Source organism: Nocardia sp. NPDC056541 (assembly GCF_042794235.1).
In the GTDB taxonomy this organism is placed as follows: Bacteria; Actinomycetota; Actinomycetes; order Mycobacteriales; family Mycobacteriaceae; genus Nocardia.
The window spans coordinates 138,424-157,428 of sequence record NZ_JBHTUD010000010.1; the positions used below are offsets into that span (position 1 = coordinate 138,424).

Annotated in this window: 22 protein-coding genes; 18 read left to right on the forward strand and 4 right to left on the reverse strand. The window is 67.9% G+C overall.

What is annotated here, in order from left to right:
• Position 1 precedes the first annotated feature (1 nt).
• From ACFQ9R_RS19335 to ACFQ9R_RS19395, 13 genes are all read left to right on the forward strand, one after another.
• Entirely contained in the window at positions 2-2,383 is a 2,382-nt protein-coding gene (locus ACFQ9R_RS19335; protein WP_378992192.1) for a Tex family protein, read from the forward strand.
• A 28-nt stretch (positions 2,384-2,411) separates the two neighbouring features.
• Positions 2,412-3,290: a hypothetical protein gene (locus ACFQ9R_RS19340; RefSeq protein WP_378992193.1), complete on the forward strand. Its 879-nt coding sequence runs from the start codon at positions 2,412-2,414 to the stop codon at positions 3,288-3,290.
• A gap of 157 nt (positions 3,291-3,447) precedes the next feature.
• On the forward strand, positions 3,448-3,789 hold the full coding sequence (rplS, locus tag ACFQ9R_RS19345) for a 50S ribosomal protein L19 (RefSeq protein WP_071929278.1): 342 nt from the start codon (positions 3,448-3,450) through the stop codon (positions 3,787-3,789).
• An 86-nt stretch (positions 3,790-3,875) separates the two neighbouring features.
• Positions 3,876-4,640: a signal peptidase I gene (gene lepB / locus ACFQ9R_RS19350; RefSeq protein WP_378992195.1), complete on the forward strand. Its 765-nt coding sequence runs from the start codon at positions 3,876-3,878 to the stop codon at positions 4,638-4,640.
• A gap of 124 nt (positions 4,641-4,764) precedes the next feature.
• Positions 4,765-5,469: a ribonuclease HII gene (locus tag ACFQ9R_RS19355; RefSeq protein WP_378992196.1), complete on the forward strand. Its 705-nt coding sequence runs from the start codon at positions 4,765-4,767 to the stop codon at positions 5,467-5,469.
• 46 nt (positions 5,470-5,515) lie between these two features.
• A complete protein-coding gene (locus ACFQ9R_RS19360; protein ID WP_011210678.1) occupies positions 5,516-5,821 on the forward strand; it encodes a DUF2469 domain-containing protein in 306 nt (101 codons plus the stop codon).
• A gap of 91 nt (positions 5,822-5,912) precedes the next feature.
• Positions 5,913-6,269: a YraN family protein gene (locus tag ACFQ9R_RS19365; RefSeq protein ID WP_378992197.1), complete on the forward strand. Its 357-nt coding sequence runs from the start codon at positions 5,913-5,915 to the stop codon at positions 6,267-6,269.
• Positions 6,269-7,777 (forward strand): YifB family Mg chelatase-like AAA ATPase, encoded by a 1,509-nt coding sequence (locus tag ACFQ9R_RS19370; protein ID WP_378992198.1) that lies wholly within the window; start codon positions 6,269-6,271, stop codon positions 7,775-7,777. Before ACFQ9R_RS19365 ends, ACFQ9R_RS19370 begins: the two co-directional genes overlap by 1 nt.
• Positions 7,774-8,955, forward strand: a complete 1,182-nt coding sequence (gene dprA, locus ACFQ9R_RS19375) for a DNA-processing protein DprA (RefSeq protein ID WP_378992199.1) — start codon at positions 7,774-7,776, stop codon at positions 8,953-8,955. Before ACFQ9R_RS19370 ends, dprA begins: the two co-directional genes overlap by 4 nt.
• 261 nt (positions 8,956-9,216) lie before the next feature.
• Positions 9,217-10,140, forward strand: coding sequence for a tyrosine recombinase XerC (locus ACFQ9R_RS19380; RefSeq protein WP_378626382.1), 924 nt, complete (start codon positions 9,217-9,219; stop codon positions 10,138-10,140).
• A 417-nt stretch (positions 10,141-10,557) separates the two neighbouring features.
• The gene (locus tag ACFQ9R_RS19385) at positions 10,558-10,923 is read left to right on the forward strand and encodes a YidH family protein (protein ID WP_378992200.1); all 366 of its coding nucleotides are present in this window, start codon (positions 10,558-10,560) and stop codon (positions 10,921-10,923) included.
• A complete protein-coding gene (locus ACFQ9R_RS19390) occupies positions 10,920-11,219 on the forward strand; it encodes a DUF202 domain-containing protein (RefSeq protein ID WP_378992202.1) in 300 nt (99 codons plus the stop codon). The genes ACFQ9R_RS19385 and ACFQ9R_RS19390 overlap by 4 nt, the downstream gene beginning before the upstream one ends.
• 61 nt (positions 11,220-11,280) lie before the next feature.
• Positions 11,281-11,622, forward strand: coding sequence for a hypothetical protein (locus tag ACFQ9R_RS19395; protein ID WP_378992203.1), 342 nt, complete (start codon positions 11,281-11,283; stop codon positions 11,620-11,622).
• A gap of 31 nt (positions 11,623-11,653) precedes the next feature.
• Here ACFQ9R_RS19395 and ACFQ9R_RS19400 read toward each other — a convergent pair whose 3' ends face one another.
• From ACFQ9R_RS19400 to ACFQ9R_RS19410, 3 genes are all read right to left on the reverse strand, one after another.
• The gene (locus tag ACFQ9R_RS19400) at positions 11,654-12,166 is read right to left on the reverse strand and encodes a DUF1990 family protein (RefSeq protein ID WP_378992204.1); all 513 of its coding nucleotides are present in this window, start codon (positions 12,164-12,166) and stop codon (positions 11,654-11,656) included.
• A 61-nt stretch (positions 12,167-12,227) separates the two neighbouring features.
• On the reverse strand, positions 12,228-12,707 hold the full coding sequence (locus tag ACFQ9R_RS19405; protein WP_378992205.1) for a M23 family metallopeptidase: 480 nt from the start codon (positions 12,705-12,707) through the stop codon (positions 12,228-12,230).
• Positions 12,708-13,047: 340 nt separating this feature from the next.
• Positions 13,048-13,296 (reverse strand): hypothetical protein, encoded by a 249-nt coding sequence (locus ACFQ9R_RS19410; protein WP_378992206.1) that lies wholly within the window; start codon positions 13,294-13,296, stop codon positions 13,048-13,050.
• Positions 13,297-14,210: 914 nt separating this feature from the next.
• Here ACFQ9R_RS19410 and rpsB point away from each other — a divergent pair.
• From rpsB to ACFQ9R_RS19435, 5 genes are all read left to right on the forward strand, one after another.
• On the forward strand, positions 14,211-15,101 hold the full coding sequence (rpsB, locus tag ACFQ9R_RS19415; protein ID WP_062989975.1) for a 30S ribosomal protein S2: 891 nt from the start codon (positions 14,211-14,213) through the stop codon (positions 15,099-15,101).
• A 108-nt stretch (positions 15,102-15,209) separates the two neighbouring features.
• Positions 15,210-16,034, forward strand: coding sequence for a translation elongation factor Ts (tsf, locus tag ACFQ9R_RS19420; RefSeq protein ID WP_378992207.1), 825 nt, complete (start codon positions 15,210-15,212; stop codon positions 16,032-16,034).
• A 168-nt stretch (positions 16,035-16,202) separates the two neighbouring features.
• Positions 16,203-16,931 (forward strand): UMP kinase, encoded by a 729-nt coding sequence (gene pyrH, locus ACFQ9R_RS19425; RefSeq protein ID WP_378607015.1) that lies wholly within the window; start codon positions 16,203-16,205, stop codon positions 16,929-16,931.
• A gap of 49 nt (positions 16,932-16,980) precedes the next feature.
• Complete coding sequence (gene frr, locus ACFQ9R_RS19430; RefSeq protein ID WP_101468579.1) at positions 16,981-17,538, forward strand: ribosome recycling factor; 558 nt, start codon at positions 16,981-16,983, stop codon at positions 17,536-17,538.
• Between the two features lie 111 nt (positions 17,539-17,649).
• The gene (locus ACFQ9R_RS19435; protein WP_378992400.1) at positions 17,650-18,528 is read left to right on the forward strand and encodes a phosphatidate cytidylyltransferase; all 879 of its coding nucleotides are present in this window, start codon (positions 17,650-17,652) and stop codon (positions 18,526-18,528) included.
• Between the two features lie 11 nt (positions 18,529-18,539).
• Here ACFQ9R_RS19435 and ACFQ9R_RS19440 read toward each other — a convergent pair whose 3' ends face one another.
• On the reverse strand, positions 18,540-18,920 hold the full coding sequence (locus ACFQ9R_RS19440) for a lipopolysaccharide assembly LapA domain-containing protein (protein WP_378992208.1): 381 nt from the start codon (positions 18,918-18,920) through the stop codon (positions 18,540-18,542).
• Positions 18,921-19,005: the final 85 nt, after the last annotated feature.

The window sequence follows — 19,005 nt, forward strand, 5'->3', positions numbered from 1 at the left end:
TGTGACGACAGCGCCCGAGATCGCCGACAGCACGACCACCATCGCCAGCGTAGGCAGGCGGATCGCCGATGAACTGGGGGTGCGCGAGACCCAGGTCCGTGCCGCCGTCGAACTGCTCGACGGTGGTTCGACGGTTCCGTTCATCGCGCGCTACCGCAAAGAGGTCACCGACGGCCTCGACGATGCCCAGTTGCGTCAGCTCGAGGAACGGCTCGGGTATCTGCGTGAGCTCGACGAGCGCCGCGGCGCGATCATCGAATCCATTCGCGGCCAGGGCAAACTCGATCCCACTCTGCACTCGCAGCTCATGCTCGCCGAGACCAAGGCGCGCCTGGAAGACATCTACCTGCCGTACAAGCCCAAGCGCCGCACCAAGGCGCAGATCGCGCGCGAAGCCGGACACGAGCCGGTGGCCGACGCGCTGATCGGCGACCCGGGCACCGATCCGGCCGCCTACACCGCCGAACAGCTCGACGGCGCCCGCTCGATCCTGGTCGAACGCTTCGCCGAAGACGCCGACCTGGTCGGTGAGCTGCGTGAGCTGATGTGGAAACGCGGCCAGATCACCTCCACGGTGCGCGCGGGCAAGGAGGAGGCGGGAGCCAAGTTCTCCGACTACTTCGAGTTCAGCGAGCCCTTCCACAAGCTGCCCTCGCACCGGATCCTGGCGCTGCTGCGCGGGGAGAAGGAGGAGATGCTCACACTGCATCTCGAAGCCGACACCGACGAACCGGCACCCGGCGAGCGCACCCTCTACGAGGGCCGCATCGCGGTCGCGTTCGGCATCGCCGACAAGGGCCGTCCGGCCGATTCCTGGCTGCTCGACACCGTCCGCTGGGCCTGGCGCACCAAGCTCGCCGTGAGCCTGGGTATCGACACCAGGATGCGGTTGCGCCAGGCGGCCGAGAAGGACGCGGTCGACGTGTTCGCCGCGAACCTGCGCGACCTGTTGCTCGCCGCACCCGCGGGCACCCGCACCACCATGGGCCTCGACCCCGGTTACCGCACCGGCGTGAAGGTCGCCGTCGTCGACGCCACGGGTAAGGCCGTCGCGACCGAGGTGATCTACCCGCACAAGCCGCAGGGGCAGACCGAGAAGTCCCTCGCGGTGCTGGCCGCGCTCGTCGCCCGCTTCGGTGTGGAGCTCATCGCCATCGGCAACGGCACCGCCTCGCGCGAGACCGATGCCCTCGCGGTGGAACTGATCTCGCGGATTCCGGAGAACAAGCCGACCAAGATCGTGGTGTCGGAGGCGGGCGCCTCGGTGTATTCCGCATCGGCCTACGCCTCGGCCGAATTGCCCGACATGGACGTGTCGCTGCGCGGCGCGGTCTCCATCGCCCGGCGTCTGCAGGACCCGCTCGCCGAACTGGTGAAGATCGATCCGAAGTCGATCGGCGTCGGCCAGTACCAGCACGACGTATCCGAGACGCTGCTCGCGCGCTCGCTGGGCGCGGTCGTCGAAGACGCGGTGAACGCCGTCGGTGTCGACGTGAACACGGCTTCGGTGCCGCTGCTCTCGCGCGTGTCGGGTGTTTCCTCGTCGGTGGCGGAAAGCATTGTGGCCCACCGTGATCAGAACGGGCCTTTCAACAGCCGCAAGGCCCTGCTCGAGGTTCCGCGCCTGGGGCCGAAGGCTTTCGAGCAGTGCGCGGGCTTCCTGCGTATCCGCGGCGGTGCCGACCCGCTGGACACCTCCGCCGTGCACCCCGAGGCCTATCCGGTGGTGCGCCGCATTCTCGAGCACACCGGCCGGGAGATGGCCGAGGTCATCGGCAACACCAGCACTCTGCGCGCGTTGAAGCCCGGCGACTTCACCGACGAGAAGTTCGGTGTGCCCACCGTCAGCGACATCATCGCCGAGCTGGAGAAGCCGGGCCTGGACCCGCGTCCGGAATTCAAGACCGCCGAGTTCGCCGCGGGCATCGAGAAGGTCGCCGACCTGAAGCCCGGGATGGTGCTCGAGGGCGTCGTGACGAATGTGGCCGCGTTCGGCGCGTTCGTCGATGTCGGCGTTCATCAGGACGGTCTCGTGCACGTGTCGGCGCTGTCGCACACCTTCGTCAAGGATCCGCGCGAAGTGGTGAAGTCCGGTGACGTGGTGAAGGTGAAGGTTCTCGAGGTCGACGTCGCCCGTCAGCGGATCGGGCTCACCCTGCGGCTCGATGACGAGCCGGGCAAGCCCGCGCAGGGGGACAATCGTGGAGGTGGCGCGCCGCGCGGTCAGGGTCGTGGACAGCAAGGCGGTCGTGGTCCGGCGCCTGCCCGCAACCAGGGACAGGGGCGTCAGGGCAACGGCGGCGGTAACCAGCGCAAGCAGGCTGCGGCACCGAGCGGTTCGATGGCAGACGCCCTGCGCGCGGCTGGTTTCGGCAACAAGTAGGTAGCAACTCGACGACAGGGCGGGCGGCATGCGACGGTGGCTCGAGGAAGCGGTGATCGCGCACGGCCGCCTGCCCCTGCTCTGTTTCCTGCTGGGGTTCATCCTCGGCTTCGTGGTGATCCGGGTGAGTGTGCGGATGATCCGGGCCAATGTGCGCTGGTGGCCGGGCAATGTGAAAGCCGGCGACACCCACATCCACCACATGGTGTTCGGCGTGATCACCGTGCTGCTGTCGGGCATCGGGCTGATCGCCACCGCCGAGGACTCCACCCAGGTCACCTCGAGCGTGCTGGCCGCGATCTTCGGGATCGGCGCCGCGCTGGTACTCGACGAGTTCGCGCTGATCTTCTATCTGCGTGATGTCTACTGGTCCGAGCAGGGCCGAACCTCGGTGGACGCCGTCTTCGTCGCCTTCGCCGTGACCGGTCTGCTCCTGCTCGGCGTCCAACCGGCGACGTTTCTGGACTACGACGACTTCCGGGCATCGCGCGGTGTCGGGGTGCGGGTCGGGGTGGTGATCACGATCACAGTGAATCTGGTGCTCGCCGCGATCGTGATCGCCAAGGGCAAGATCTGGACCGGGCTGTTCGGCATGTTCTTCACGCCGCTGCTGCTGGTCGGCGCGGTGCGCTTGAGCAGGCCGGGCGCCCCGTGGGCACGTTGGCGCTACGGTCACCGGCCCAAGACCATGAACCGCGCGGTCGCGCGGGAGCGGCGCTACCGTCGCCCGGTCATCCGCGCGAAGATCTTCATCCAGGACCTGATCGCGGGCAAGCCCGACGTCGAGCACGCGCGTACGGCAGCCGAGGCGGAGTTGGCGCGTACCGTTGTCCCGGCGCCCTCGGCACCGCCGCCGCATCCGCACCTGCTGCCGCGCCGCCGAACCGACCAGACCGACGAGCAGTGAGGCCCGATTTCGATCAGGGCTACCCGGTCTGGCACAATGAACCGGTTGCCTTGGACGAGTCATGTCCGAGAGCACTCCTGTTCTGAGCATGAACCGGTCGAGCGCGCGAGTGCCGCCAGGTTCCTCTGTTCACGCAAAGAATCCGAAAAGGTGGAAAATGAACACCCTTGATTTCGTCGACGAGAAGTCGCTGCGTAGCGACGTCCCCGACTTCCGTCCGGGCGACACCCTGAACGTGCACGTGAAGGTCATCGAAGGCTCGAAGGAGCGCATCCAGGTCTTCAAGGGCGTCGTGATCCGGCGTCACGGCGGCGGCATCGGCGAGACCTTCACGGTCCGCAAGGTGTCCTTCGGCGTCGGTGTCGAGCGCACCTTCCCCGTGCACAGCCCCAACATCGACCACATCGATGTCGTGACCCGCGGTGACGTGCGTCGCGCCAAGCTGTACTACCTGCGCGACCTGCGCGGCAAGGCTGCCAAGATCAAGGAAAAGCGCTGATCTCGCAGTAGCACTTCGCAGTACCAGAATTCTTCAGGTAGCCCGGTACCCGACTCACGTCAGGGTGCCGGGCTACTCTGTTCGGCGTGGCAGACGAAAGTGAGTCGGTGTCGGTGTCCGATTCGGGTGACGAAGGTGGGCGGCGCAGAAAAAAGCGCGGCGACAAGAAGCAGCGCCCGTTCTGGCAGGAGCTGCCGATACTTGTCGTGATCGCAGCGGTGATCGCCGCGTTGATGGTGACTTTCGTCGGTCGGCCGTATGTGATCCCCTCGCAGTCGATGGAGAACACGCTGCTGATCGGTGATCGCATCTACGTCCAGAAGATCAGCTATTACGGCTCCGAACCCGGACCGGGCGACGTGGTGGTGTTCGTCGGACCGCCGTCGTGGAACGGGCACTACAAGTCGGTGCGTTCGGACAACACTGTCGTGCGCGGTCTGCAGAACTTCCTGTCCTACTTCGGGCTGGTCCCGCCGGACGAGAACGATCTGGTCAAGCGCGTGATCGCGGTCGGCGGGCAAACCGTGCAGTGCTGTGATCCGCAGGGGCGCGTCATGGTCGACGGCAAACCGCTCGACGAGCCGTACATCAAGAAGGACTACCCCTGGTACACCGACCGTCCCAACGCCGTGTACCCGGCGGGCCGGGTGTTCGGCCCGGTGAAGGTGCCGGAGGGCAATCTGTGGGTGATGGGCGACAACCGCAACGAGTCGGCTGATTCGCGCGCCCACGTCAGCGACGATCTACAGGGCACCGTGCCGGTGGACAACGTCCGCGGCAAAACGGTGTTCAAGATCTGGCCGCCGAACCGGATGGGCCCAGTGAAGACCCAGAACCCGCAAGAGAACTAACGCGACGAGGATGAGTGTTCTGGGCCAGAACGCGCAAGAGAACTGACACGTTGAGCAGGGGTGTTCCGGGGCGAACGCGCACCCGGAACACCCAGTCGAACTGACGCGACGGGACAATCGAACTGTGGGGCAGGATCGGACCAGCTGGCCGCCGCGGATGGTGATGCGCCGGGCGGCGGGACTACGCACGCTCGAGGCCGCGCTCGTGCGCGGTGGCCTCGCGCCGGTGGCCGGTGTCGACGAGGCGGGGCGCGGACCCTGCGCGGGTCCGCTGGTGGTCGCCGCGTGCCTGCTCGCGCCCAAGGCCTACGACAAGCTCGCCGGGCTCGACGACTCCAAGAAACTCACGGAGGCGGCCCGTGAGGAGCTGTTCCCGGTGGTTCAGCGGTTGTCGCTGGCCTGGAGCGTCGTGGTGGTACCTGCGTGGGAGATCGACTCGATCGGGATCCACGTCGCCAATATCGAGGGCATGCGCCGAGCCGTCGTCGGCCTCGAACGCACCCCCGGCTACATCCTGACCGACGGATTCAAGGTGCCCGGCCTGCCCGCACCGTCGCTGCCGGTGATCGGCGGCGACGGCACCGCGGCCTGCATCGCGGCCGCGAGCATCCTGGCGAAGGTGACCAGGGACCGGATGATGGTCGAGCTCGACGCCCAGCTACCCGGCTACGGTTTCGCCGCGCACAAGGGCTACAACACGCCCGAGCACACCGCCGCCCTGCGGCAGCTCGGACCGAGCACAGAACACCGCCGTTCCTGGCGGAATGTGCGCGAGCTCGAGGCGCCCGGAGGTAGCCGAGTGGCTACTCGCGCGGCACATGCGCGATGATGTCACCAATGAACGCGGCGCTGCTAGCAGGAGGACGTCCCACCCGATGAGTGCTGAGGACCTCGAGAAGTACGAAACCGAGATGGAACTGTCGTTGTACCGCGAGTACAAGGACATCGTCGGCCAGTTCTCGTACGTGGTGGAGACCGAACGGCGCTTCTACCTGGCCAATTCGGTCGAACTGCGTCCGCAGAACGCCGACGGCGAGGTGTATTTCGAAGTGCGGATGAGCGATGCGTGGGTATGGGATATGTACCGCCCGGCACGCTTCGTCAAGCACGTTCGGGTGATCACGTTCAAGGACGTGAACATCGAGGAGCTGGAGAAGCCGGACCTGCGCCTGCCGGAGTAGTTGTCCACAGGGGCGCGGTTATCCACAGGATTTCTGTTTGCCCAGGTCGCGGGGGACAGCCACGTGAGCGTCTGTGGCCATGCTTTCGCTCATGGCACACAAACAGGCGCTCGGCGCGTACGGGGAGAAGCTGGCCGCGCAGTATCTGTGCGAGTCGGGGATGGAGATCGTCGCCCGCAATTGGCGGTGTCGATACGGTGAGCTGGACCTGATCGTCCAGGACCCGTCGATCACCGCGTTCGTCGAGGTGAAGACGCGGTCGGGGCTGGGGTTCGGAACTCCGGCCGAGTCGGTCACCTTCAGCAAGCAGCAGCGCATCCGCCGGCTGGCGCTGCTGTGGCTGGCCGAACAGGACGGGCCGTGGCGGCGCATCCGCTTCGACGTCGTGTCGGTGCTGATGCCGCGGGGGCGCGGGCCGGTCATCGAACATCTGACCGGCGCGTTCTGATGGCGCTCGGACGGGCGCTGTCGGTCGCGGTGACGGGGGTCGACGGGCAGCTGGTGGAGATCGAGGCCGACATCGGTCAGGGTCTGCCCTCGGTTAATCTGGTCGGTCTGCCCGATACCGCCCTGCAGGAATCGCGCAATCGGGTGCGTTCGGCAGTGGCCAACACGGGGGAGAAGTGGCCGGACGGCCGGGTGATCCTGGCCCTCTCGCCTGCGACGCTGCCGAAAGTGGGCAGTGTCTACGACCTCGCGCTGGCGGTTTCCGTGCTCGACGCCTCCGGGGTGGTGCCCGGCGAGCGGCTGGTGAAAACGGTGCTGCTGGGGGAATTGGCGCTCGACGGGCGGGTTCGGCGGGTGCGCGGGGTGCTGCCCGCGGTGATCGCGGCCCGGCGGGCCGGGCTGCCCACGGTGGTCGTGCCCGCCGAGGCGGTGGCCGAAGCGGGGCTGGTCGAGGGGATCGAGGTGCTCGGGGCGACGAGTCTGCGGGCAGTGGTGGCCTGGCTGCGCGGGGAGGGCCAGCTGCTCGAACCCGACGGCGTCGTGCCGGGGACACAGGTCCCGTGCGGTGACCTCAGCGATGTCGTCGGACAGGACGAGGCGCGCTGGGCGCTGGAGGTCGCTGCGGCAGGCGGACACCATCTGCTGCTCACCGGGCCGCCCGGGATCGGCAAAACGATGTTGGCACAACGTCTTCCGGGACTGCTGCCACCGCTGTCGGAAGCGGAATCGCTGGAGGTAACCGCGATCCATTCGATGGCGGGATCGCTGTCGGCCGAGCAGCCGTTGCTCACGTTGGCTCCCTTTGTCGCGCCGCATCATTCGACGTCGGTCACCGCCATGATCGGCGGTGGTTCCGGCATGGCCCGTCCCGGCGCGGTCAGCCGGGCCCATCGCGGGGTTCTGTTCCTCGACGAATGCGCCGAGATCGGCACCAAAGTCTTGGAGGCACTGCGGACTCCGCTCGAAGAGGGGGAAGTGCGTATCGCCCGGCGCGACGGCGTTGCCCGGTACCCGGCCCGCTTCCAGCTGGTCTTGGCGGCCAATCCCTGTCCGTGCGCTCCGGCACGCGATGTGGACTGCATCTGCGCGCCACTGGCACGACGCCGCTACCTGGGCAAACTATCGGGACCGTTGCTCGACCGCATCGATATCTGGGTCCAGATGCACGGGCAGGCCGGTGCGACGTTCGGCGACGAACAGGCCGAGAGCAGCGGCACGGTGGCCGAACGCGTGGCCCGGGCGCGAGCCCGCGCGGCGCAGCGGTGGAGCGAGGACGGGTGGGCGACCAATGCCGAAGTGCCGGGCCACATTCTGCGGAAGCGATTCACGTTGCCGCGGGAATCGATCGCGCCGATCGAGACGGCCTTACGGCTGGGGCGCATGTCGGCCCGTGGCGCCGACCGGGCCATCCGGGTCGCCTGGACGGTCTGCGACCTGCGCGAAGGGGAGCTGCCCACGGTGCGGGATGTGATGTCGTCGTTGAACTTCCGGCAGCGAGGTGCGCAATGAGCGAATCGCGTGCGGTCGGCGACATGGTGGATCTCGACGGTGATCCGGACGAGCGCCGACTCGCCTGGGTGTACCTGTCGCGGGTGGTGCAGGGGCCGTGTGCGCCACTGTCGGCTTTGATCGCCTCGGTCGGGGTGTGCGAGGCCGCGCGTGCTGTCCGTGAGCACGAGTTGCCCGCGGCACTGCGTGGTCCCACCGCGATGCGGCGTGAGATCGACTCGGCAGCAGCAGATCTGGAGGCGATTGCTCGTCTGGGCGGGCGGGTGATCACTCCCGACGACGAGGAATGGCCGGGCTGGCGGATGCTCGGACTCGACCAACTCGACAGCGAGCGCGATCGCGAGGCGGCGGTGCCGCTGGTGCTGTGGGCGCGGGGTCCCCTCTCGCTCCACACCGCGTCCGAACGTGCTGTCGCGGTGGTCGGTTCGCGGTGTAGCAGTGGATACGGGTTGCAGGTGGCGAGCGAGATCGCGTGCGACCTGGCAGGCCGGGGCTGGACGATCGTCTCCGGAGCGGCCTTCGGCATCGACGCGGCGGCGCACCGGGCGGCCCTCGCCGTCGGTGGAACCACCGTCGCCGTCCTCGCCTGCGGTGTCGACCGTCCCTATCCGGCGCAGCACGACCGCCTGCTCGCCGCCATCGCCGACAGTGGTCTGGTCGTCAGCGAATACCCGCCGGGCATCTCGGCGCAGAAACATCAGTTCCTGGCGAGGAACCGGTTGATCGCGACGCTCGGGGACGGGGTTCTGGTGGTCGAGGCAGGGCTGCGCAGCGGCGCTCGCAACACCGTGAAATGGGCCCGCAGACTGGGCAGGCCGGCCATGGCTGTGCCGGGGCCGGTCGGGTCGGCCTCCTCGGCAGGCTGTCATCGCATGATCAGAGACGGCGAGGCGCTGCTGGTAACCCGAGCCGAAGACATCATCGACGAAGCGGGTCCCCTCCGCCTCCCTGTCAGCGAAGGTGGCTCGACGGACCGCGCCGGCCACCTGCGCGGTGCTGAAGCTGAGATCTACGCGGCTCTACCCACCATCGGCTCGCGTCTACCTCGCGAACTGTCTGAGCAGTCCGGCTTGGACCTGGCCACGGTTCGAGCGGTCCTGCCGAGCCTGGAGCTCGCCGAACTGGTCGGCTGCGATTCCGGTGGCTGGTTTCGGACATCCAGTCGACGGGCCAGCTGACACGGTGGGCGTCCAGCGGGGGTGAGGTGTGGACATCGACGTTTCAGGCGAGCGCAGGTCGCGTGACGTGTGGACATCGACGTTTCGGCGAGTACAGGTCTGTCCCGGCTGCGCGGCAATGGTCGAGTGGGATCGCGACTGAGTGCTTCGCGGGCCGGGCGGCGACGGTGCGAAGACGAGCAGTACGGGGAAGCGGACCGTTCGGTCGGCTCGGCGGCGTGGTGGGTTGCGTGGGGGACCGGGAAGGGTGACGGTTGGGTCATGGATGTGTTGCCTGATGACCTGACCGCGTTGCTCACCGAGTTCGGGCGGCATCTGCGGTTGGGCCGGAATCGGTCGGCGCATACGGTGCGGGCGTATCTGGGGGATGTGCGGTCGTTGCTCGAGCATCTGTACGCGCGGTCGGCGGATTCGGCGGTGCGGGAGTTGGATCTGCCGTTGCTGCGGTCGTGGTTGGCCGAGCTGGCGGCGGCGGGGGTGGCCCGGACGACCCTGGCTCGGCGGGCATCGGCGGCAAGGACTTTCACCGCGTGGCTGACCGAGACCGGGCGGCTCGGTGTCGACCCGGGGCTGCGCCTGCAGGCTCCGAAAGCCCATCGCGTGTTGCCCGCGGTGCTCGGCCGTGGTCAGGCCGAACAGGCCATGGTCGCGGCGGAATCCGGGGCGGCGCAGCAGGATCCGATGGCGCTACGGGATCGGCTGGTGGTGGAGTTGTTGTACGCCACCGGGATTCGTGTCAGCGAGCTGTGCGGTCTCGACCTCGACGACATCGACCGGGAGCGTCGTCTGGTGCGTGTGCTCGGCAAGGGCAACAAGGAGCGCTCGGTACCGTTCGGTGGTCCGGCCGACACCGCGCTCGAGGCCTGGCTCCGGGCGGGCCGGCCGTCGCTGGTCAACAGCAACTCGGGCCGCGCCTTGTTCCTCGGCCAGCGCGGTCGCCGCCTCGACCAGCGCCAAGCGCGTGCCGTCGTCCACGATGTCATCGCCGCGATCCCCGGCGCTCCCGACATGGGCCCGCACGGCCTCCGCCACAGCGCCGCCACCCACCTCCTCGAGGGCGGCGCCGACCTGCGCGTTGTCCAGGAACTCCTCGGTCACGCCAGCATGGCAACCACCCAGCTCTACACCCACGTCTCCGTAGAGCGCCTCAAACGAGTCCACGACCAGGCCCACCCCCGCGCCTGACCGTGTCGAGTCGGTCTTCGGTCCGGTCGACTTCGATGGCTGATCGTGTCGAGTGGGTTCTCGGCCAGGTCCCGTGCGCGGCCGACCGACTCGAGCGGTCAGCGGCCGGCCCACCCGGCGACCGGTCGCCTTGGAGCGGTTTTACGCCCGATCCCACCCGTCGGCAGGTGACCTCGGTCTGGCCCGCAACGTGCCTATTCTCGTGTCCGGTCTGGAAGTCGGCTTCAGGAACCGTGCCGCTCCGGGAGTTTCTGGGTGGGCGGGGAACCCGCGCGAGTCCTTGTCACGGAGTGCGCACGATCGGCGCCGCGCCGGCACCGCACAGATCAGCGGCGACAACCTGATCGGCGCCGCGCTCGTGCGGATCATCCGTGGGTGGATCGGGGTAGCGCATGATGGGGGCAGGAGGTGGTGGTCGTGACGTTGCCCGAGGTCGGGGCCGAATCGGACGACGGCGAGGAGGAGGTCGACTATCGGTTCACCCTCGCCAACGAGCGGACGTTTCTGGCGTGGATCAGGACCGCGATCGGTCTGCTCGCCGGCGGCGTCGCGGTGCACACCCTCGTGCAGCCGACTCGGCTGGCCGGATTCGCCGGCGCCATCTCGATGATCTGCCTGATCATGGCGCTGGCCGTCGCGCTCGCTGCCTTCCGGCACTGGCGGCGGGTCGATCTCGCGATGCGGACCGGGCGACCGTTGCCAGGAACGGTCCTGGTTCCCGTGTTGTCGGCCGGCATCGCGATCGTCGCCGTGCTCGCCTGTGTGGCGGTCGTGCTGTCGTGACCGCAGCGACCCTGGCGATGGAGCGCACCGCTCTGGCTTGGCGGCGCACCTCTCTCGGAGCAGCCGGCTGCGCGCTGCTCTTCGTGCACGAGGCGACTGTCGACGGTTGGCCGGCATGGCCGGTCCCGCTCGCCGCCGCCACGGTCGCCCTGCTCGTGGCCGGAGTCGGCTGGTCGCGCGGCCGCGCACTCGATCGCGGACACTGCGGCACCGCGCACCGATTCGTCGCGACCACCACCCTCGCCGTTGCGACCGTCGCCCTCATCGCGGCAGTCACCGTAGTGCTCAACGGGTAGCGCGCGCTCGCCCTGCGATGTACTCGGCACCGGTGGCGTTGTCAGAAATACTGTGGTGGACGTGACTTCCCTGCGCGAGCGGCTGCGCGCCGCGTTGAAAACTGCGATGAAGGCCCGTGACCTCGGTGCGGTCACGGCGCTGCGTTCGGCGTTGGCGGCGATCGACAACGCGGAGGCGATCGATGCCGGTGACGTACGAGCCGGCGCCGTGGAGGAAAGCGCAGTCGGCCTCGGTGCGGCCGAGGCCGTTCGCCGCGACCTCACCGAGGTCGAGATCGAGGCGATCGTCCGTCGGGAGATCGACGAAAGACGTTGCGCGGCATCTGACTACGACCGACTCGGCGCGATCGATCGCCGCGATCGGTTGAGCGCCGAGGCCGACGCGCTGGCCGCGCTGCTCTGACGGCCGTACCCGGGCGGGCCGGGCTGCGACGTCAGTCGTTGGTGGGCAGAGTGTTCAGGTAGCGGTGGGTGAACCAGCGCTGGATCAGCCGGGCGACGGGTCCGCCGAGACGGACGTACCAGGCACCCGGCTGGGAGAAGGCGGTGATCAGGCCGTAGACGGTGTCGTCGGTCGGGTCGTATTCGACGGCGAACAGTTCCTCGCCGACCTCGGGGTGTCCCGGCAGGGTGCCGTAGGCGAAACCTCGGCGGTCGGGTTCGTCGAGGACGTAGACGACGCGGCAGGGCGCGCTGATGTTCAGTGGCCCGATGCGGAGGACGACGGTCAACTCGGTTCCGGGCTGCGCGGTTTCGGTATCGGCGCCGCGAAAGGTGCCGACGCCCTTCTGAATTCCGAAGTCGAGAATGTGGGCGGCCGCGCGCTCGAACAGATCGCGGCCGTGGCCGATCGGCCGCCGATTCCGGAACCGGTGGTACCCGTCGGGCATCGTGGCGCGGGTGGCGCCCACGTCGGGATAGGTGAAAGGCGCTGATTTCTCGGACACACCTCGATTCTCGTCCGCTCCGGGCTGTCATAGGTGCGGGGTGGCGGAGCGTTTCGTCACATCACGGATCCAGCGGTTTCAGCCGGACCGGCACCTCGTGCAGGAGTCCGAGCGGGTCGACGTACTCGCGCCGGTTGTGGGCACCGGACTCACGTCGGGCTCCCCAGTGCAGGCACGCGGCGACCGGACACCCCTCGTGTCCGGTCACCAGCGTGCCGATCGCCGTACCCCTGACCACCCGGCCTCCCACCGCGACCTTCGCCGTCACCGGTTCATACGTGGTGCGCAAGCCGCCCGGATGATCGATGGACACCACGGGTTTGCCCGCCACTTCCCCCGCGAACACCACGATGCCGTCCCCCGCCGCCAGCACCGTCTGCCCGGCGGTACCCGCCAGATCCACTCCCCGATGCCCCGGCAGCCAATTCCGCTCCGGCTTGTCGAACCGGCGCTCCACCGCCGGTCGCGGCCGCAACGGCCAACCGAACGGCCCCGCTTCCGCCGCATCGGCCGGTACCGCGCCACTGAGCACAATGGCCACCGGACAGACGACCCCGAGTACTCCCCGGAAAATCGACCGCACCCGAAGCGCCGCGCGTCGCAGCTGCTCGGGAATGCGAGGACGCCGGCCACGATCGGGTGCCGCCGACCACGCATCACAGCCGGGCCAGGGCTGGTCGACCCGGTACAGGCGGGTCGCTGATGTGATGGCGTCAGATCGATGACGGGGTGCTCGGTTCGTCGACCACGCCACGGCGTCAGACCGACCGGGCCGATTGGCGCCAGCTGGCCACGCTGTGGAGCGGGGTCGGGACCAACCGGGCCGAAGAACGCGACCCGCCATCTTCAGCCCACCGTCGTGGGTCGCGAACATCGAGGCCTCAGCGGTGCGGTCGTGGTGTCGGCACCCGCTGCTGCGCCGCCAGCGCCCGCAGCATCTCCCGCAGAACCGCGGGCAGCTGCGCCGCCGACCCGCTCCCGCCTCCGGCCAGCACCCTGATCCCTATCTCCGACCGAGCCCCGGCACTCGGATCCATACCCTGCGGTCGTGCCGGCGCGGATCCGAAATCGTGAATCGTCACCTGCACCGGGACAGGAGCGGGAACGAGTTCCCGTCGGGGCACGGTCACCGGAACCACATTCGATTCCCGGCCGCACGAGACGGCGCCGGACGGGTGCTCCGGCGGCTGGACAGGCGAACCACTCCTGCGCGCACCTTCCATCGCCGGCCTCGGCGGGAGTTCCACAGCTACCGCCGCTGCGAGGATGATCGAAACGGGAACAGCGGCCGCCGCTGGTCGGCCTGTCGAGGTGGGCGCGTTCTGTGGGTTGGGCGCGGGCGGCGCTGTCGGCACCGTGCCGGGCGCGGCCGCACGTTGCGATGGGCGAGTCGCCTGGCCGACCCGCTCGGGCGGGTGGGCCAGGACCACGGCCCCGTGTGCCCCGCCACCGGCGCATATCGGCGATGGGTCGCTGGGGTGTGGGACCGTTGGTGCGACGTCGGTAGCGGAGGGTCGAGCTGCGGGTGGAGCACCGCTCTCAGGGTGTGCCGCGGCCGGTGCGGCAGCGACCCCCGCCGCGAAGAGCAGCGGAAATGTAGTGATCAGGGTGCGTGTCACAGTGTTCATGCCCCAACTCTGGGCGCTGGACAACCCCACCGGGACAACGATTTCGGGAATGTGGACAACGTTCCCGCATGTGGATATCGCGTACTTCATCCGCGAAATGGGCGGTCTTTGCGCAGGGGCGATTTCGGACCTGGCCCTGCTCCGCGTAGACTGAACAAGCGGTTTGTGCTCAGCAGCCAATGCGTGTGCACAGCACGGACCGACTTCGCGCGCCACCCGTGCTCGTCCATCCGGTCGTCGCTCGCAATGCAGACGGTCCGCGAGGGCATGTCAGCGCGAGTTCTCCAGCGGATGAACAGGGAAATCGTCGGCTGGTCCCGGATTCTTCGAATCGGGTCCGGCGGTTTCGGTGGCGCCAGGGCAGTCGATCGCCGATCGACCGCGACAACCGGCAACGAAAGAGAGATACGAAGGCTATGCCTGTCGTAACTATGAAGCAGCTGCTCGACAGCGGCGCGCACTTCGGCCACCAGACTCGTCGGTGGAACCCGAAGATGAAGCGGTTCATCTTCACCGACCGCAACGGCATCTACATCATCGACCTGCAGCAGACGCTGACCTTCATCGACAAGGCCTACGAGTTCGTCAAGGAGACGGTCGCCCACGGTGGCACCGTCCTCTTCGTCGGTACCAAGAAGCAGGCCCAGGAGTCGATCGCTTCCGAGGCGCTGCGCGTCGGAATGCCCTACGTCAACCAGCGTTGGCTGGGTGGCATGCTCACCAACTTCTCCACCGTGCACAAGCGCCTGCAGCGCCTCAAAGAACTCGAGGCGATGGAGCAGACCGGTGGCTTCGAGGGTCGCACCAAGAAGGAAATCCTCATGCTCACGCGTGAGATGACCAAGCTGGACCGCACCCTCGGCGGTATCCGTGACATGGCCAAGGTTCCCTCGGCCATCTGGATCGTCGATACCAACAAGGAGCACATCGCCGTCGGCGAGGCGCGCAAGCTGAACATCCCGGTCATCGCGATCCTGGATACCAACTGCGACCCCGACCTGGTCGACTACCCGATCCCGGGTAACGACGACGCGATCCGTTCCGCCGCACTGCTCACCAAGGTCGTCGCCTCCGCGGTGGCCGAGGGCGTGCAGGCCCGCGCGGGCCAGGCTTCCGGCGACGCGAAGCCCGAAGCCGGCGCAGGCGAGCCGCTGGCCGAGTGGGAGCAGGAGCTCCTGTCCTCGGCGACCCCGGCTGCCGAAGCCGATGTCGCTGCCGCGACCGAGGCCCCGGCCGTCGAGACCCCGGCCGAGGCCGAGGCCGAGGTCAAGGCCGACCCGGCACAGCACACCCCGGCCGACTTCTGAGCTGACCGGTAGCACTACGTTCACCTTGCCGGCCCTTCTGAATTCAGAAGCGGTCGGCAAGGTGGTGTTAACACCCAAGCACCCCACACACGAGGAGGCTCGCCCCCGATGGCGAACTACACCGCTGCTGATGTGAAGCGGCTCCGGGAGCTCACCGGCTCCGGCATGATGGACTGCAAGAACGCGCTGGCCGACTCCGACGGCGATTTCGACAAGGCCGTCGAGGTGCTGCGCATCAAGGGCGCCAAGGACGTCGGCAAGCGCGCCGAGCGCGCGACCGCCGAAGGCCTGGTCATCGCCAAGGACGGCGTCATGGTCGAGATCAACTGCGAGACCGACTTCGTCGCCAAGAACGCCGAGTTCCAGCAGCTGGCCGACGCGATCGTGACCGCGGCCGCCGCGGCCAAGCCGGCCGACCTGGACGCCCTCAAGGCGCTCAAGCTGACCGACGGCACCGTTGACGACGCCGTGCAGGCGCTGTCGGCCAAGATCGGCGAGAAGCTGGAACTGCGTCGCGTCGTGTCCTTCGACGGCCCGGTCGCCACCTACCTGCACAAGCGCGCTTCGGACCTGCCGCCCGCCGTCGGCGTGCTGGTGGAGTACGAAGGCACCGGCGACGCCGCTGCCGACGCCGCGCGTGCCGCAGGCATGCAGGTCGCCGCGCTCAAGGCCAAGTACCTGACCCGCGAGGAGGTGCCCGCCGATGTCGTCGACAACGAGCGTCGCATCGCCGAGGAGACCGCGCGCGAAGAGGGCAAGCCCGAAGCCGCGCTGGCGAAGATCACCGAAGGCCGCGTGAACGGCTTCTTCAAGGACGTCGTGCTGCTCGAGCAGTCCGCCGTCACCGACTCCAAGAAGACCGTCAAGGCGCTTCTGGAAGAGGCGGGCGTGAACGTGAAGCGTTTCGCTCGTTTCGAGGTCGGCCAGGCCTGATCCGCCTGAACTTCACGAACAGCCTCTTCGGCGCGGTGTGATGCCGCGCCGGAGGGGCTTTCCTCATGGATCGACCGACCCCACTTCCGGGTGACCGCAACCTGATAGGGCAGGATGGATGCCGCCTGCTCGCCCCGCTCTCGACCTCGCCGAAGGAGACCGACACCCATGACCGACCCGGGTAACGACCGCCCTGGATACAACCGGGTGCTGCTCAAGCTGGGTGGGGAGATGTTCGGTGGTGGCGGAGTGGGCCTCGATCCCGACGTCGTGCAGACCGTGGCCGAGCAGATCGCCGAGATCGTCGAGACCGGCGTGCAGGTGGCCGTGGTGATCGGCGGCGGCAACTTCTTCCGCGGCGCCGAATTGGAGGAGCGCGGCATGGAGCGGGCGCGCTCCGACTACATGGGCATGCTCGGCACCGTGATGAACAGCCTTGCCCTCCAGGATTTCCTTCAGCAGCAGGGTGTGGACACCCGCGTGCAGACCGCCATCACCATGGGCCAGGTCGCCGAGCCCTACCTGCCGCTGCGCGCCAAGCGCCACCTCGAGAAGGGCCGCGTCGTGATCTTCGGCGCGGGAATGGGCATGCCCTACTTCTCCACCGACACCACGGCCGCGCAGCGCGCGCTGGAAATCGGCGCCGACGTGGTGCTGATGGCGAAAGCGGTCGACGGTGTGTTCGACGCCGATCCGCGCGTCGACCCGAATGCGAGCATGTTCACCGAGATCACCCACAAGGAAGTGATCGAAAAGGGCCTGAAGGTGGCCGATGCCACCGCGTTCAGTCTCTGCATGGACAACCAGATGCCGATGCTGGTGTTCAATCTGTTGATCAAGGGCAATATTGCCCGCGCGGTCGCCGGTGAACCCATCGGCACCCTGGTTCGGTCGTGACCCCGCACCCGCGGACGATGACGATGACGACGCTGTGGAGGATTCGGTCGTGATTGATGAAGCGCTCTTCGATGCCGAAGAGAAGATGGACAAGGCCGTCACGGTGGCGAAGGACGACCTGGGCAGCATCCGTACCGGTCGCGCCAACCCGGGCATGTTCACCCGTGTGCTGATCGAGTACTACGGCTCGCTCACCCCGATCACCCAGGTCTCGAGCATCACCGTGCCCGAGCCGCGCATGGTCGTGATCAAGCCCTACGAGCAGAGCTCGCTCGGCCTGATCGAGAACGCCATCCGCAACTCCGACCTGGGCGTGAACCCGACCAACAACGGCGACATCCTGCGCATCTCGGTGCCGCAGCTCACCGAGGAACGCCGCCGCGAGATGGTCAAGATGGCCAAGAGCAAGGGCGAGGACGCCAAGGTCTCGATTCGCAACGTCCGCCGCAAGGCGATGGACGAACTCGGTCGCATCCAGAAGGATGGCGAAGCGGGTGAGGACGAGGTCGGGCGCGCCGAGAAGGAGCTCGACAAGACCACCGCCAAGTATGTGGCCCAGGTCGACGAGCTGGTCAAGCACAAGGAAGCCGAACTGCTCGAGGTCTGAGCGCCAGATCTCGCCAGTCCCGCTCGTGCGGGGGATGAACGGAACGACGAGTTGAGCGACGGGACAATCGTGGCCGAAGACGCCGCCGCCACCGGGGCGGCACCGGATCCCATGCCGGACAAGGTCGAGGAGACCGCGGCCGCGCCGCAGGACGAGCAGCCGCCCGCCCCGACCTCACGGGCCGGGCGCAATCTGCCCGCGGCACTGGCAGTCGGGCTGACGCTCGGGCTGTCGTTGATCGCGATCCTGTTGTTCGTCCCGAAGGTGTTCATCGCGGTCGCGGGCATCGGCGTCGGCGTGGCGACCTGGGAGGTCACCAAGCGGCTGCGCGAAGCCGATGTGCTGGTACCGCGGATTCCGCTGCTGGTGGGCGGTCAGGCGGTGTTCTGGCTGGGCTGGCCGTGGGGGGCAGGTGGGGTGCTCGGCGCGTTCGCCGCCACCGCGCTGGTGTGCATGGTGTGGCGTCTGTTCGACCACGGCCTCAGTACCGCGCCGAAGAACTTCCTGCGTGACACGGCGATCGCTGTGTTCACCCTCACTTGGATTCCGTTGCTGGCCGCGTTCTCGACGTTGCTGCTGCTCGAACCCGACGGCAATCTCCGGGTACTCACCTTCATGATCCTGGTGGTGTGCTCCGATGTCGGCGGCTACGTCGCCGGTGTGCTGTTCGGCAGGCATCCGATGGTGCCCGCGATCAGTCCGAAGAAGTCGTGGGAGGGGTTCTGCGGGTCGCTGGTGTTCAGCGTGATCGGCGGTCTGCTGACCGTCACGCTGCTGCTCGAGGCGAACTCGATGATCGGTGTGGTGCTCGGTGTCGGCCTGGTGGCCGTGGCGACCATCGGTGACCTGATCGAGTCGCAGATCAAGCGGGAACTCGGCATCAAGGACATGGGGACCCTGCTGCCGGGGCACGGCGGAATCATGGATCGCCTGGACTCGATGCTGCCCTCGGCGTTCGTGTCCTGGCTGGTACTCAGCGCGCTGATCTGATCGACTCAGCGTCAGGACGACCGCTTGGCGGCGTGCCGCAGTTGCAGAATGCGCACCCCGCCGACCAGACCCATCACCAGCGCGCCCGCGATCACCGACAGCAACACGGTGATACCGAGCGGCAGTTCGAAATCCCAGAACAGCAGGTTGGTACGGACCTTGTCGAGGTTCTGGATGATGAAGGTCAGCAGCACGATGCCGAGCAGGGCGGCGGCCAGCAACGCGATCCAGGTGTAGCCGGTGCGAGACCCGTGCACGGCGTCGCGTGGGACGGGTACCGGCGCGGCCGCGGGTTTCGCCGGTTCGGCGGGCTTGCTGTGCTTGCCGGTGAGATCGGTCGTCGGCGGGTCGTGCTCGGCCGGTGACGCACCGGATTCCGCATGTGTACTCATGGTTCGATCATGGCCGACTGCTATGGCTCACGCACGCATCTTCTCGATAACGTCGCCCGGCGTGGCAGGTCCGACGTGGCGTTTG